Annotated in this window: 12 protein-coding genes; 6 read left to right on the forward strand and 6 right to left on the reverse strand. The window is 52.4% G+C overall.

Annotated elements, in window-relative coordinates; translation table 11 throughout:
- Positions 1-257: 257 nt before the first annotated feature.
- Entirely contained in the window at positions 258-908 is a 651-nt protein-coding gene (locus QWU00_RS02690; protein ID WP_035379442.1) for an oxygen-insensitive NAD(P)H-dependent nitroreductase NfsB, read from the forward strand.
- Positions 909-1,015: 107 nt separating this feature from the next.
- Here the strand turns inward: QWU00_RS02690 and QWU00_RS02695 are convergent, their stop codons facing one another.
- Complete coding sequence (locus tag QWU00_RS02695; RefSeq protein WP_035379444.1) at positions 1,016-1,621, reverse strand: CatB-related O-acetyltransferase; 606 nt, start codon at positions 1,619-1,621, stop codon at positions 1,016-1,018.
- Between the two features lie 557 nt (positions 1,622-2,178).
- Between QWU00_RS02695 and QWU00_RS16830 the strand changes: the two genes are divergently transcribed.
- The 3 genes from QWU00_RS16830 to QWU00_RS02705 all read left to right on the forward strand — a co-directional run bounded on the left by QWU00_RS16830 (position 2,179) and on the right by QWU00_RS02705 (position 4,029).
- Positions 2,179-2,463 carry a hypothetical protein gene (locus QWU00_RS16830; protein WP_035379446.1) on the forward strand — a complete coding sequence of 95 codons (285 nt, stop codon included), beginning with the start codon at positions 2,179-2,181 and terminating at the stop codon, positions 2,461-2,463.
- Between the two features lie 362 nt (positions 2,464-2,825).
- Positions 2,826-3,269, forward strand: a complete 444-nt coding sequence (locus QWU00_RS16835) for an integrase arm-type DNA-binding domain-containing protein (RefSeq protein WP_316248919.1) — start codon at positions 2,826-2,828, stop codon at positions 3,267-3,269.
- Positions 3,220-4,029 carry a tyrosine-type recombinase/integrase gene (locus QWU00_RS02705; protein ID WP_316248918.1) on the forward strand — a complete coding sequence of 270 codons (810 nt, stop codon included), beginning with the start codon at positions 3,220-3,222 and terminating at the stop codon, positions 4,027-4,029. The genes QWU00_RS16835 and QWU00_RS02705 overlap by 50 nt, the downstream gene beginning before the upstream one ends.
- A 102-nt stretch (positions 4,030-4,131) precedes the next feature.
- Here the strand turns inward: QWU00_RS02705 and QWU00_RS02710 are convergent, their stop codons facing one another.
- From QWU00_RS02710 to QWU00_RS02730, 5 genes are all read right to left on the reverse strand, one after another.
- Positions 4,132-5,448 (reverse strand): McrC family protein, encoded by a 1,317-nt coding sequence (locus tag QWU00_RS02710; RefSeq protein ID WP_035379448.1) that lies wholly within the window; start codon positions 5,446-5,448, stop codon positions 4,132-4,134.
- On the reverse strand, positions 5,448-7,922 hold the full coding sequence (locus QWU00_RS02715) for an AAA family ATPase (protein ID WP_197056314.1): 2,475 nt from the start codon (positions 7,920-7,922) through the stop codon (positions 5,448-5,450). Before QWU00_RS02715 ends, QWU00_RS02710 begins: the two co-directional genes overlap by 1 nt.
- A 271-nt stretch (positions 7,923-8,193) precedes the next feature.
- Entirely contained in the window at positions 8,194-9,324 is a 1,131-nt protein-coding gene (locus tag QWU00_RS02720; protein ID WP_150395528.1) for an FRG domain-containing protein, read from the reverse strand.
- Between the two features lie 143 nt (positions 9,325-9,467).
- Positions 9,468-10,028 (reverse strand): hypothetical protein, encoded by a 561-nt coding sequence (locus tag QWU00_RS02725; protein ID WP_150395529.1) that lies wholly within the window; start codon positions 10,026-10,028, stop codon positions 9,468-9,470.
- 244 nt (positions 10,029-10,272) lie between these two features.
- Positions 10,273-11,027 (reverse strand): IS5 family transposase gene (locus QWU00_RS02730; RefSeq protein ID WP_304651020.1). Its coding sequence is split into 2 segments (ribosomal slippage): positions 10,273-10,688 and positions 10,688-11,027, totalling 756 coding nucleotides; the frame shifts between segments, so codons are not numbered across the junction.
- 165 nt (positions 11,028-11,192) lie between these two features.
- Between QWU00_RS02730 and QWU00_RS02735 the strand changes: the two genes are divergently transcribed.
- A complete protein-coding gene (locus QWU00_RS02735; protein WP_035381420.1) occupies positions 11,193-12,827 on the forward strand; it encodes a hypothetical protein in 1,635 nt (544 codons plus the stop codon).
- Between the two features lie 411 nt (positions 12,828-13,238).
- Positions 13,239-13,993 (forward strand): IS5 family transposase gene (locus QWU00_RS02740; protein ID WP_304651021.1). Its coding sequence is split into 2 segments (ribosomal slippage): positions 13,239-13,578 and positions 13,578-13,993, totalling 756 coding nucleotides; the frame shifts between segments, so codons are not numbered across the junction.
- The last annotated feature ends 3 nt before the right edge of the window (positions 13,994-13,996 follow it).

Genomic DNA, 13,996 nt, shown 5'->3' on the forward strand with positions numbered 1-13,996 from the left:
GCGCAGTCCTGCTGCTGACAGGAATATCCTTTCAGCACAAGAGATATCAGAAGGCCGACATCAGGCTTTAACGGCAAAGATCCAACACGGATTTCCGATTGAAAAAATAAAGTTGTGATATGGGGAGAAGAGAGACCAAAGGCTTCTATGGCGTGGGAGCCATCCCTGATTTTTGCTTTCTCTCTCCCTTCCCGTGTATCCTGCTGGCTGAACGTTCTGCTTCTGCGGACTATTCTGTTTTAATGAGGAGACATGGTGTGACCCTTCTGGAAACCCTGACCCACCGGCACACAACCAAGGCGTATGATAAAAGCCGGAAAATCCCTGCTGATATCCTTTCTCAGTTATTGGAAGCCCTCCGCTACAGCCCCTCTTCTGTCAATTCCCAGCCCTGGCATTTTTTTGTAGCGGAGAATGACGTAGGCAAGGCACGCATTGCAAAAGCAACGACGGGCATCTTTTCTTTCAACGCCCCCCGTGTTCTGGATGCTTCGCATGTGATTGTACTCTGCGCCCGCAACACACTTTCGCCAGACTACCTTGAAGCCTTGGCCAAGCAGGAACAGGCTGACGGACGTTTTGCCACGGATGAAGCCCGTGAGCTGGCCCACAAATCCCGTTCCGGATTTGTAAAAATTCATGAAGAACTTGGAGATGTTCCAACTTGGGCGCAAAAGCAGACATATATTGCCCAAGGCTTTCTGCTGCTTTCTGCCGCCCTGCTTGCTGTAGATGCCACGCCGATGGAAGGTTTTGAGGCCTCTATTCTTGAAAAAGAACTGGGTTTAAAAGAAAAAAATCTGACGCCAACGGTGATTGTCTCGCTTGGATACCACTCCGATGCGGATTTCAACGCCAGACTTCCTAAATCACGCCTGCCGGAACAGTCCGTTTTTACAACCCTGTAAAAACATTGTCCGCACGGGTCAGCCCACCCGGCATGCCCCGTGCAGAACAGGGGCAAAGTAAACGGCAGGAAACAAAAAGAGGTGCTACGCCCCCCTTGTCGCTTGGTTTAGGGCTGGTGTGGGGCGGCCTCAAAAGCGCGCAGAAATCCCTCAATATCGTCGCTCATCAATTTTGACATGCGCGCCCGTATTGAAGCTTCGGGCCAATTCCACCACGCCACAGCCAGCAAACGCTCGATAATTTTTTCCGGAAACCGATATTTGATGACCCGCGCCGGATTACCGCCCACAATGGCATACGGTGGCACATCCTTCGTCACCACAGCGCCTGTCGCGACAATTGCGCCCGAGCCTATGGTGACACCAGACAGAATGGTGGCCCGCGCTCCAATCCAGACGTCGTGCTCCAGAACAATATCTCCCTTGGTGGAATGATCATCTGTTGCATCCGATGCTTCTGGCCAGAAGCGACTTAAATCCTTGAAGGGGTAAGTTGTAACCGTATCCGGGCGATGATTTCCCAGAATCATCAGCACTTCTCGGGCAATGGAACAATAATTCCCGACCTTGAGCTTGGCATACTGCGCTTCAATAACCACTGGGGAACCATTTGCACCGTAACTATGCTCTCCGATTTCCCAACCCCATTCGTCTATCTCATGCGCAAGGGAATAACGGAGAAGTAATGAAAAAACGTTCTTCCCGTAAGGCATTCAGTCTCATCCTTTTCTGTGAACACTCTAGTCTGCACGACTTCAACTCTTGCTGCCCATTATCGTTCTATAGGGCTGCTCCCATACGGATAGAGACCACTTTTCAAGCCGAGCCCCGCTAAGCAGAAATAATGAGGTTCAACACTCTGGCCGCCTCAAACTCCCGTGGGCCATACTTTGCCCGACAACCGGCAGAAGCAAAGCGCATCTGGCACAAAAGAGAAAAACACAGATAAAAGTGTTTTCCCAAGCTCTTTCAGAACACGTTGCCCCCCCATGACCACCGGCAGCAGTCTTGCACTCCATTAGCTCGCAATCTGACAGGAATTACTTCTGGTGCTCCCTCTATCGAGCGTAAGCTGTTTTATATGCAACAGCACCTGATCAAGATTGCCACCGCTGCCCGTTCGTTCCTGGAGCCAGTTTGGGTAGAATGGCACAAGGCACGAGGAGGGCCCGTTCCTCCCATTCATTCTCAATACACGTGCGGTCGGAGCAGCCTCTTTATTGTTCGGGCACTACGCCATGAAGGTATAGCGGGGACATGGAGATCTGGAGTGCCCCGCCATTCCGAAAACGGGCCAGATCTGGGACCCCTTGGATTCCATGGGAAGGACCGTTGGGAAGGTCACGCCTGGGTGGAAGCAGGCGGTTATATTCTTGACATTACAGCCGACCAGTTCGGTGCTTCCCCGGTGATCGTTGTTCCTGTTGGAGATGAACGATACTCTCCCGGCGATCTGGACACCGCCCTACCCGTCCATATCGCCAACCGCATAAAGGCAGTGGATGCCATCTGGCCACTCTGGCTCGCATGCCATGATCAGGCAATGGGCCGTTGAAACACGGTCCATTCCCCTGTGAGACGGGAGAAACACTCAAGCCCTACCCATCACGGGTTAAATGAGATGCCATGTTGCTCCCCATGCCCCATTTCTCAATTCACGCTCCAGCCCGAACGGCACAGATCATTTTGAGTGAGGGACGTATGCTCCCCTCATCTTTTAGTCTTTAATTTTATCGGAGAATTTATCATCTGATGGCGGAAGGGGTGTCCGCCAAAATGACGAGACCCCAAGGGGCCTGAAGATACATTTTCTATGTTAAAACAGTATATTAACTTGTACCCTCGCCACCTGACGCCGCATATAGACGTGTCGAACCGCATGATATAAGGTGGGACTGAAGATGGGATTAAAAGACCATGAGCAAGCTTCCGCCGAACCAGTTAACCGTGCGTAAGATCGCGAGCCTGAAAGATGGTGTTTATGGCGACGGCGGAAACCTATGGATCACGATCCGAGGGGAAACACGTGCTTGGACCTTTCGTTATAAAAGCCCTCTGACCGGGAAGCGCCGGGAAATGGGACTAGGCCCTGCCCGTGACGTCTCCCTTTCCGAAGCACGCAGCAAAGCTACCGATGCTCGACGTCTTTTACTGGAAGGACGTGATCCTCTGGAGGAACAAGCCCAAAGGAAGCGGAGCGCTACCAAGGAACGGACTTTCAAAGAGGTTGCTGAACACTATATCACGGAACAAACTCCTGCCTGGAAAGATCCGCGTTCCGCACCCATGTGGCGGAGTTCGCTCGACCGGCATGTCTACCCCCCTCTTGGGCAACCGCTCAATTGCTCTGGTCCAGACTGAGGACGTTCTGGCCGTACTCCGTCCGATCTGGGAAACCACCACGGAGACAGCCAGCCGCCTGCGCGGGCGCATTGAGCGTATTCTGGATTACGCGCAGAGTCATCATTGGCGTGAAGGCAACAACCCTGCGCGTTGGCGCGGTCATCTTGCCAACATTCTTCCCAAACCAACAGCCGTGGCAAAAGTCGTGCATCATGCGGCCGTACCTTATCGCGATCTTCCTTCTGTGTTTGCGCAACTTGAGCGACAAGATGGCGCTGCGGCTCTTGCCGCCCGTTTTCTCTGCCTGACGGCGGCTCGTTCTGGTGAAGTGCGTCATGCACGGTGGTCTGAGATTGACCTCGAAAAGCAAATCTGGGTCGTTCCAGCGGAACGCATGAAAGCGAAGCGGGAACATCGCGTGCCTTTGACGACAGGCGCCCTGAACGTGCTCCGACGAATGGAAATACTGCGCCCCCTTCCTTCTGCAGATGGTCTGATTTTCCCCGGAGGCAAAATCAGATCACCGCTTAGTGACGTCGCCATCTCCAAAGCACTGCATCGTGCAGCCGGGACTAAAGATGTAACCATTCACGGACTGCGCTCCAGCTTTCGCGACTGGGCAGCAGAAGAAACCGATTTCCCGCGGGAAGTAGCGGAAATGGCGCTGGCCCACGCCATTGGAAACAAGGTTGAAGCCGCTTATCGGCGGGGGGATCTACTCAACAAGCGGCAGGAGATGATGAAGCAATGGGAGCAATTCTGCGCAGATCGCGCATAGAAATCGTGGGCTGCTTTGGGGGGCAAGCGGAGTGTCCGGTTCCAGCGGAGAAATTAAAATACCGGACATACATCCCAAAGTATGCTGCCATATACAGCTAGATTACTCGATTAGGTCTACAGCCTCCGGTTCTTCGAGCAGAATTAGCCGGCGCAGCCGCATCAGCATGTCGACGTTGTTCGATACATCGATACTCGCGGTCTCTAGGATAGTGTCGTGTCCCGTGATCCGATGACGAGCGTGAACCAGGTCTTCGGGACCGAGGCCGGGGTGATGAGGATAGAGTAGCGTCAAGCGTGGTGTATGATAAAGCTGTGCATACGCCATCATCTGATAGACATCGGCCTGCGAAACCCCTTGCTTGGGGTCGTCGATGCGAGAGGAAATCCGCTTCCACTTGGTGTCGATGACGTGCGTGATCGCGCCGCCACGGCGGATCAGGATGTCGGGCTTGGTCTGGAAGAGCCCTCGTTCGCTATCCTGTGCGCTCAGGCAGAACAGGCGCCCGCCTTGCAACGAGACGGTAAGCCCTGTTCCCGCCAGCGCCTGGGCAATCAGCCGCCCGACATATTCTTCGAACAGCGCGTTCATCTCGAACAGCATCGCCATGCCCTGACCCGCACCGCCCATGGTCGTCTGATAGCGGTCCTGCAAAAACAGTCGGGCCATGGCGAAGAGTTCCTGCCAGGACCGGTTGGTGCGATCGATGACGACATCATCCCATCGCAGTGCGGAAACCGGTACATCGGTAATGTCGGCATATACGAAGGCCAACTCGCGCAAACGTTGTTGATTGGCACTGCGCTGCGAGACGCTGAGAAGACGCACCGCGGCCGCCTTCATGATCCGGTTGAGCGCGATGTCTTCGGACAACAGGTCGAACCGGCAGGCAAGGCGCGAGGGGTTGACCGTATGGCGTGTGAACTGGCGGGGGATGTCGAGCTGGCCGCGCAAGGTTGGCAAGTCTTCCTCGCGTTCGACATACCGACGCGGCATCCCCTTGCGCAGGGTCATGGTCAGTTTGTCGCAAAAGATGCGGATCAGGATTTCGAGCAGAGTCTCGCGCTGCCAGGCAAGATCGGTGATGACGCCCGTGTCGATCCTAAGATTGAGTGCGACGGCCAGCATATGGACCAGGCGTTTGCGGATCGCTGCGTTCTGATGATCGGGCGTTTTACCGGGCGCCATATCGATTTTTGGCACTATCTCCAAGCTCGCATCGCCCGAAGTCAGAATCCCGACCACGCCGCGTGCGCGCAATGCATGTCGGCCATGTTCGAGCACCCCGCTGCCGCCACGGCCTGCAAAAGCCGAGCTCCTCGCTAAGGCCGCGAACCGGTCAGCATACTGGGCTGGGATCTGCTCTTGGCCGTCGCCATAGGCAAGCTTGTCCCATTCTCGAACCGTATAGGCAGGCATCAGGCCGCAAAATCCGAGAAATCGAAAGCGGCCTTCACGCTCCAGCGCCTCTTGTCTGCACCTAGTTCATCGTCAGTAAATCCGGCAGGAACTGGCAACTTCTTTGACTCGAGGAAATGGGCACCATTGGTGCCGTCACCATCACCGAGCACTGCGGCAACCTTAGACCAATCCTCATAAAAATACTCGGCCAAAAGCGGAATGATCTTGTGACGTATGACGTTCTCAACATCGGCGCGAGTGCTGCAGCTGGTGAAGTAGGCGTGACCGATTTGATGTTCGCGATCAAAGAGATATTCGATCCGCTCGTTGATAGTCTGCAGTAGCTTACACAAATTAATCCCGTCGAGATTATCAGCATTTAGCTTCCGTGCGGCTAGAGCCTGGCGAAGTTCTGTAACGTCTGGCATCAGTTCACGGAAAGTGAAGCGACGACGCAGCGCGGTATCAAGCAGAGCAATCGAGCGATCCGCAGTGTTCATTGTGCCAATGATGTGCAGGTTGGCAGGGACGCCAAACTCATCGCCTGAATAGGGGAGATGCACCTTGATGGCGTTGGGCTGCCCCAGACGCTTTTCTGCTTCCAAGAGCGTGATCAACTCCCCAAAGACCTTGGAAATGTTGGCCCGATTGATTTCGTCGATGATCAGCACGAAGGCCTCTCGCTCAGTATCAGTATCGGCTTCCTTGAAGCCGCTATTCATGTAGCGCTCTAAGGCTGGAATATTGAGGCGTTCCTTCTTCAGCTCATAAAGCGACCGCATTGTGAAGTTGCTGTCATAGATCTCAGTGACTGGCACGCCGGCAGCATCATGCCACAACCAACGAACGGCACGCCGGTGATTATAGTCCCCTTCTGGTCTTGGTTGATATTCGTAATTGCCAATTATTTCGCCGATAGCACGGACCAATCGGTTTCCTTTCGATGCAATAATAATATCGCCTATTTTAAGGCGATTCCGAAAGGCATCCGTGATTGATACTTGGCCAGACTGTAAGGTAACCGGCCCTTCGAACCTTCCATGCTCTTGACACGCTTTCAAAATTTCTTCGATGTTTTCGTACTTCGGGTCACTCCAGTCGATATGTTCCCAATCTAGTAGCGTGTATCCCCCCTCGATCACGTCTTCGAAGAATTGTTGATCACCAGGATCCCTACTAAAACCAACTGACATTTTGAAAAACTGGCGACCGTCGACCGTCATCCGATGATTCATCGCGGTCTTTCCCAACCCGGTCTCGGCCCGCTTCGCAATACGACGGAAGATCCCGGGCACCGTTTCCAGTCGGAAGCCTGATGACGATACACCGTCATCGTCATCAGCTCCGGTCATGGGCTGACGACCCTCAACAAAATCTTCGTAGGCCATCGACTGATGAAAAGTGACAAATTCAATTCGTCCTTCGTCGGAAAGGCGGCGATATTCGGTCATTAGCGTATCACGATTATCACGCAACGCTTCAGCTGCGTCGTCACCTAGGCAGAGCCTTACCGCTTCCCAAGCCGTGGTGTAGGTCTTGCCAGTTCCTGGTGGCCCGTAAAGGATCAGATTAGTCGAAGGGGGGAAAGCAGTGGATGCAGACTTCATGACTGAGGATTCTTTCGCCGAAATTAGTCGATAAGTAAAAATTACGGAGCTACTGGGGTTTGGTTCAGTGTGCGTCGGGGGCGGAACCTGGGCGCATCGCTGGAACTCTGCACTCCCGAGCGCGCTGCAAATCGCTGGATTCCGATCGCGCACCCCCATCTCGCGCCCGAGATCACCTGCACAGATCGCAACATCTACTGCACCTTTCTCCCGGGCTGGCTCGATATAGTAGTTACGGGCGCAGAGCCGGATGCGGTCGTTACCAGCTATTAGGTGTTCATACTGTGACGGCGGTGTAATTGGCACATCATTCTCATCAACAATGATATAACCGGCGTTATGAAGCTGGGCAGCAGCATCGGCTTTCTGTCCCCAGCCGGCATTGAGCTGGGTCTTACCTCTAAGGAAACCAACGATCGGCTTGGAAGGATAAACCCGGTTTGGCCGCTCGTGCGTCGAGCGCACCCAATACTCGCGGGGCTCTCCAAACGCATCGAAAATGGTGTTGTATTCTTTCGACTGGCGATAGCTATCATAGGCGTCCATCGCAGCTTCTACGTCTAAACGTTTAAGTGATGCTGCTGAATTCTCTTTCCAGTGATCGCCGTTACTATTCCCGTCGATCACAATACCTGCTGCCAGACTTCGACTGCTAAATTCGTAGTCCGTACGAAAACGAAACAGCGCAGGGTTTTCATCGGGCACTAGGACACCATCCCGAACAAGCCGATCCCGCTCTGCGCGATTTCGTTTCTTGATCGGAGACCCATCGCGCATCGCAGTCGAGCCAGCCCGGACGAGAAAACCCGATGGAACTGGTTTTCCAACTGCAAACGCCAACTCTTTCTTAATTACCAGCCAGCCGTCATCTTTCTCAGCAGTCAATACTATCTCCTGTTTTTCGGCTTTTTAACGCAAAAAGTGTGTTTACCAAGGGTATCGGTTCGACAGTGTGAACCGCGCCGGGAGTGGCGGAGACGGCGGCTCACGCATCGTTGAGTGAGGTTCGCTTTGAGAAAACACAGATTAACCCGTTAACGTCCGCAAAGTGGGCGGCTGCCGCCTGTCTGCTTACGCTGCGCTAAGCGGACCTCCTGCTTCCGCCTCATGAGAGACATAGTTTTAGGGTGTGGTAGCTTCGGAAAGTAGACATCAGCTACCCGAAAAACAAACGGGTCCTGACATCCTCGCAAATGCCATCCATACCGGGGAACATAGAAGAAGCTGTTACACCCATAATCCGTAAATCATTTAGAACATTACTACGTTCGCTCCATGGTATATCAAACGCCTGTAGGAACGAATCATGTTTTCCATTTTGAGTGCTTATGAATTTTATATAATCTTCGATGTTTTTCAGATTGGTCAGCATCGCCACGGCTTGCTGCGGTAACGCACGTGTGTTGGCAATCGGAAGAAGGTCAAGAATGGTGACGTAAGGCTCGGTATTGATAAGGTAGGCCTGATTAGTTTGGTTTGGAGACCACGCTTGGCAATTAAAAAGAAAAATCCTTGCTGAGCTTTTCTCCAAGCATTCCGTGCTTGGAGGAAGTCCACGAAATGCAAAGAAAGCTGCCACGTAGGGTGAACGCGTCCAATCTAATAAAGGTGTAGGGAATCCATGATGTTGAGCAAGGTTATATAACCCCCCCAGAACATCGGAGCGATCTATGTCATAAAAAAATGGGAATTGAGACGACAATTCTCGTCTAAGTGCTGGAATATCTTCATGGCGGTACCGCTGTAAATCGCATCGTCCAGTTCTATGGAATGACGTTTGCAAAGGCCATGCTTCTCGTTGTCCCCGAAATACATAATCCGATACCCTAAGATTAGAAATATATTCTTTAAATTCCTTCCAAGTTGAGACAGACGGATCTGCCTGCCAAATAGATTGTTTCGATAGCGGGGATTGGTGTAATTTTCCTTGTCCGCTACTGACTTCCGTTGTGAAGCTCACGCATAATGCTCCGGACTGATTGAGCTCTATTTCGACACTTGCAATGACTGGGTGTTGAAAACGATCTGAATACACCTTCAGTTCATCTTCTGACATTGGTTGTTTTGTCGTATTGTTGAAGGCGAGAACTGGAATATTTTCACTATATTTGGTTAACCCATTGGGAATGATTATTTCTGGTATAAGAGTGGAAGGCAGGTTCGGATCTGTCGGCCGAAAAATTGCCGATCCCGAGTAATGGTCCAAGCGTAATTCCAAATCGAATATAACTTGGCCAGATGGCTCACCATTTAGCTTTCCGATCCATTGTCCTGCTAATGAATTCACTCTGTAATCTCCAATCTTGGTAATAAAATAATTTATATGCAGTTATAGCAGATAAACAGGACACGCCTTCATTGCTGTCGCACTAGGTACTGTGCCTTGTTCCCGAAAACGGCCATCGCCGAACTCAAAGCTATCACTCTAGATCAAGAAAAATCGAAATAGTCAGCTAGAATACGTATATTTCCCGGCTCTGCTGAGTGACTGCTGCGACGTGCGTCGATTGCGAGCACTTCAACGTCAAGGGCTCGCAAACCATCGACTTCACTATCGGTGAGCGCAGAAGAGGTTTCACCCCATTGGTCAGGTGATAATTGCACAACCCTGATCCGCTCTGGCTTAAACTCCGTGTGTAGGCCGGCGCAAACATCCACGATACCCGGCATGTGATTTCGAGGATGAGGTTGGATCGCGCTCACATAATTAATGCGCCAGAAATGTATCCAGGCGTTTACGCAAGCGTCGTCGATTTTTTTATGAAAATCGGCGCGAGTCTCTCCAGCCTCATGAGGAGAAGTGGCTCGTCCAGCAAGACATCTCTCACGTGACAGCGCGCGGCGGGGAAGTGGGCCGACAGGAGGAACGTCGCCACCGAGCCTGGCATCGCCAAACATATACCTGATGAGCCGACTCTTGCCCGCATTTGGCAGTCCACACACCAGAAGGATGCGTTCGAGATGTGCTCGGCTTCGTGTCGCCTGTTCCATTCAACCTACCCTGCAATATAATGTAATTATTAACGCCTTACACAACGGGTACAGTGGAGCAAGATCTCCTTCAACCCCTCGCTTAACTCACTGTCTGTTCCGCAAGTCTGAAGCAGACAGGCAACTGTCGCCTCATCCCGGACGCTGTTTGGGCCCCAGGGGATGGCTGAAAGCAGACGTTTCCGCAGCCAGAATTTCCTACCCATCCTGACAGGCATTGCTTAACGGATACTAGGGTGTGTCGTCAGTTAATTCCAATGATGGCGGAGACGAATTGCACGGCTGCGAGGAAAGTTGACTTCAGCTTGTCATATCGTGTTGCAATACCCCTGAACTGTTTAAGTCTGGCGAAGAAGCGTTCGATGATGTTTCGTTTTTTATAAAACGAGAAGAGGATTTTCCGTGGATTGCGTCGGTTTTTCTTTGACGGAATAACCGGTGTGATCCCCCGCTCTTCAAGCTTTTCGATGAGGGGATCGGCATCATAAGCCTTGTCGGCGATGAAGACCTCGGGATCGACTTCATCGAGCAATGGCTCTGCTTCTGTGATGTCGGCCCTTTGTCCGGGCGTCAGGGAAAGAGCCGCAGCCTTTCCCGCGGCATCGACAATGGCATGGATTTTCGTGGTCAGTCCGCCACGGGACCGCCCGGTGGCCTGATCCGCCCCCCTTTTTTACGGGCGCCCGCGCTATGCTGGTGAGCACGGACAATGGTGCTGTCGATCATCATGTATTCGTTGTCATGGTCAGCAGCCAGATGCCGGAAAATCCGCTCGATCACGCCGCCTTCGCACCAGCGACGCAGCCGCCGGTGCACGTTCTTCCAGTCCCCGAACCGGGCAGGCAGATCACGCCAGGGAATGCCTGCACGGTAACGATACAGCACGGCTTCGATAAACAGACGGTTATCCTCAGCCGTCCCACCGACATGACCTTCGCGACCCGGGAGAAGATCTTTTATTCGCTCCCACTGACCATCGCTCAAACCATACCGTCGCATTCACACTCTCCCCGTTCCAGAAACAGGAAGAAAACATCACAGATCAAACGGGAGTACAAGCTTCATAATCCCCCCGTTTAACTGACGACACGCCCTAGGCCCGAACCCTGCAATCAGTTAGTAAAGGGAAACGCTTGTTCACCGACAGCAAAATGAGGACCATACATGACGCAATTACAAGACATGGACCTGTGCAGTGATCTTTATGATGTTCTTGAGAATTGCACAAATGAGGAACTTGATCCGATTGTAGATGTCCTTAGGCAATCACAGCAAAGCGTTCTTAAAATCAGTCGTGCATTCGAAAATTACTTCCCTGACCACATGCATTACGCAGGCCGGATAGGCGACGAGATTTACCGGCTTGGCTTGCAGGCTCTTGGCCGCAACGATGGAAAGCGCCCCTCCTACACCGAGATCATTGGTGGCTTGTGCAAACAGGTCGGGTTTCCTTCAACATTGACAGGTGAAGACGAAGCGACTCTGTTGAACTTGTTTTCAAAGCAATATCTATCCCTCCGCCCATCAGCAGTCGACCAGCAGGCTCTGGTCAATGAGGCAGCCACGGCCGCGGCTGCTGCCGTGCGGGGCATATTGAGTTCGGATGCCTGGCCGCCCTTTGCAGCAGTTATGCTGCAGATAATATACCTGCGCCGTAAAATGATTGCGGAAGGACGGATCCAGGCCGCCTCCATCACGGGAACAGAAATCCGTAGTAGTTCTGCTAGCATCGATAATGCGGTGAACTCTGTTATCATTCAGACCGAAAATGGCGACCGGGTTCTCTCTCTTGCGACAATTCCCGATACGGACACAATCGGGTGGCGGGACACGGACTACAGTCGCAACTTGCTGAATGTTCTAACGCCGATACTGAAAGCTGCCCAACCATTTATTTCAACCGAGCAATTATTAAAAAATGGGAACTACTATCGCGCGGAAATGGTGCTTTCGTACAGCGAAAAGCTGGGTCACTATGTAGGTACTGCTAAGGGCCACCAGGGTATGGTCCGCCTCGATCCGGCATCCTTGGTCAGTCTAGCTACTCCTGCCGGGTTGCTTACATTGGCTGCCGCCATGGCAGAGCAGAAAAAACTGGAAGCTATTGAAAAGAGCCTCGACGAAATCAAAGCTTCGATCAAAGATGTGTCGAAATTTCAGCAAAATGAACGTCGCTCCATAATAACTGCGTCCATTCGTTATTTTCAGCAAGTTGCGCCTTCTGTCTTGACAGGGGAACTTCCTAACGAAGTCTTGCAGGTAATCGAACGGCATGAAGTTGATCTTGTCCGAGTGCAGGAGCACCTGATCAGCGACATCAGAGCTCAGGTTGTGGCCTTCAACGCCATCAAGAAAGAAGGTTGGGGATCAAGCAAGTACGCAACTGCGATCAAGGAAGCCCAGACTAGTATTGAGAGAATGTGCGATGAAATCCTCTTGTGCATTCGGGCACGGGCTTGCGGCTATCAGCTCCTGTGTGCATTTCCCGGTCGCGATACAGGAAAAAAGGTGCGCCTACAGGATATTGCCAATGCATTAAGCACCCTGTCGTCTATGGGCGAGATCGGTCTATTAATAGACAAAGCATTTCGGGAGAAAATCCAAGGTATATCATCATATGAAATTAAGGCTTCCGTGCTTGCCTATGAGAACGCCCTTTTTGACAAGGTTACAATTGAAAGTACTGGCATAATCAAAGGGTTAAATGATGCGACCAAAGAAATATCGGAACAAACTGAAGCGCTGTCGGTTGACATCAAGGTCCAGGACGGTGTGCCCGTAGCCATCCGGATGGCCTGAACTACCAAGTATGCGTTTTTATCGTTCTGACGTGGCGTGCGCGAATCATCCGCGCGCGCCAAAGCCGCCCTCAAGTCGGACATTCTACGCGTGTCTTTGCTTTTCGCATAGAGGACATGAGCAGCTTGTCTCATCCTCGCGACCGAATAAATCGATTTCGACATGGCAAATTCCGGGCAGCGACACGGAATAGCTACCCTTCGTCGGCGCACGATACCGCGGGCCGATGCCGACCAGATACCGGCAATCCCCGATTGCAGTGGCAACTTCCGGTCCGGCAAAGCGAACGATCAGGATTACATCATGTCTTGACCTAGGGCGTGTCGTCAGTTAAACGGGGGGATTATGAAGCTTGTACTCCCGTTTGATCTGTGATGTTTTCTTCCTGTTTCTGGAACGGGGAGAGTGTGAATGCGACGGTATGGTTTGAGCGATGGTCAGTGGGAGCGAATAAAAGATCTTCTCCCGGGTCGCGAAGGTCATGTCGGTGGGACGGCTGAGGATAACCGTCTGTTTATCGAAGCCGTGCTGTATCGTTACCGTGCAGGCATTCCCTGGCGTGATCTGCCTGCCCGGTTCGGGGACTGGAAGAACGTGCACCGGCGGCTGCGTCGCTGGTGCGAAGGCGGCGTGATCGAGCGGATTTTCCGGCATCTGGCTGCTGACCATGACAACGAATACATGATGATCGACAGCACCATTGTCCGTGCTCACCAGCATAGCGCGGGCGCCCGTAAAAAAGGGGGGCGGATCAGGCCACCGGGCGGTCCCGTGGCGGACTGACCACGAAAATCCATGCCATTGTCGATGCCGCGGGAAAGGCTGCGGCTCTTTCCCTGACGCCCGGACAAAGGGCCGACATCACAGAAGCAGAGCCATTGCTCGATGAAGTCGATCCCGAGGTCTTCATCGCCGACAAGGCTTATGATGCCGATCCCCTCATCGAAAAGCTTGAAGAGCGGGGGATCACACCGGTTATTCCGTCAAAGAAAAACCGACGCAATCCACGGAAAATCCTCTTCTCGCTTTATAAAAAACGAAACATCATCGAACGCTTCTTCGCCAGACTTAAACAGTTCAGGGGTATTGCAACACGATATGACAAGCTGAAGTCAACTTTCCTCGCAGCCGTGCAATTCGTCTCCGCCATCATTGGAATTAACTGACGA

This window comes from Acetobacter tropicalis (genome assembly GCF_030644465.1).
GTDB classification, from domain to species: domain Bacteria; phylum Pseudomonadota; class Alphaproteobacteria; order Acetobacterales; family Acetobacteraceae; genus Acetobacter; species Acetobacter tropicalis.

Bases quoted from the DNA above. Each gene is read 5' to 3' on its own strand.
- QWU00_RS02695 (WP_035379444.1), bottom strand. From the start codon at position 1,621: ATGCCTTACGGGAAGAACGTTTTTTCATTACTTCTCCGTTATTCCCTT.
- QWU00_RS02735 (WP_035381420.1), top strand. From the start codon at position 11,193: ATGACGCAATTACAAGACATGGACCTGTGCAGTGATCTTTATGATGTT.
- QWU00_RS02710 (WP_035379448.1), bottom strand. From the start codon at position 5,448: ATGCCTGCCTATACGGTTCGAGAATGGGACAAGCTTGCCTATGGCGAC.
- QWU00_RS16835 (WP_316248919.1), top strand. From the start codon at position 2,826: ATGAGCAAGCTTCCGCCGAACCAGTTAACCGTGCGTAAGATCGCGAGC.
- QWU00_RS02705 (WP_316248918.1), top strand. From the start codon at position 3,220: ATGTCTACCCCCCTCTTGGGCAACCGCTCAATTGCTCTGGTCCAGACT.
- QWU00_RS02725 (WP_150395529.1), bottom strand. From the start codon at position 10,028: ATGGAACAGGCGACACGAAGCCGAGCACATCTCGAACGCATCCTTCTG.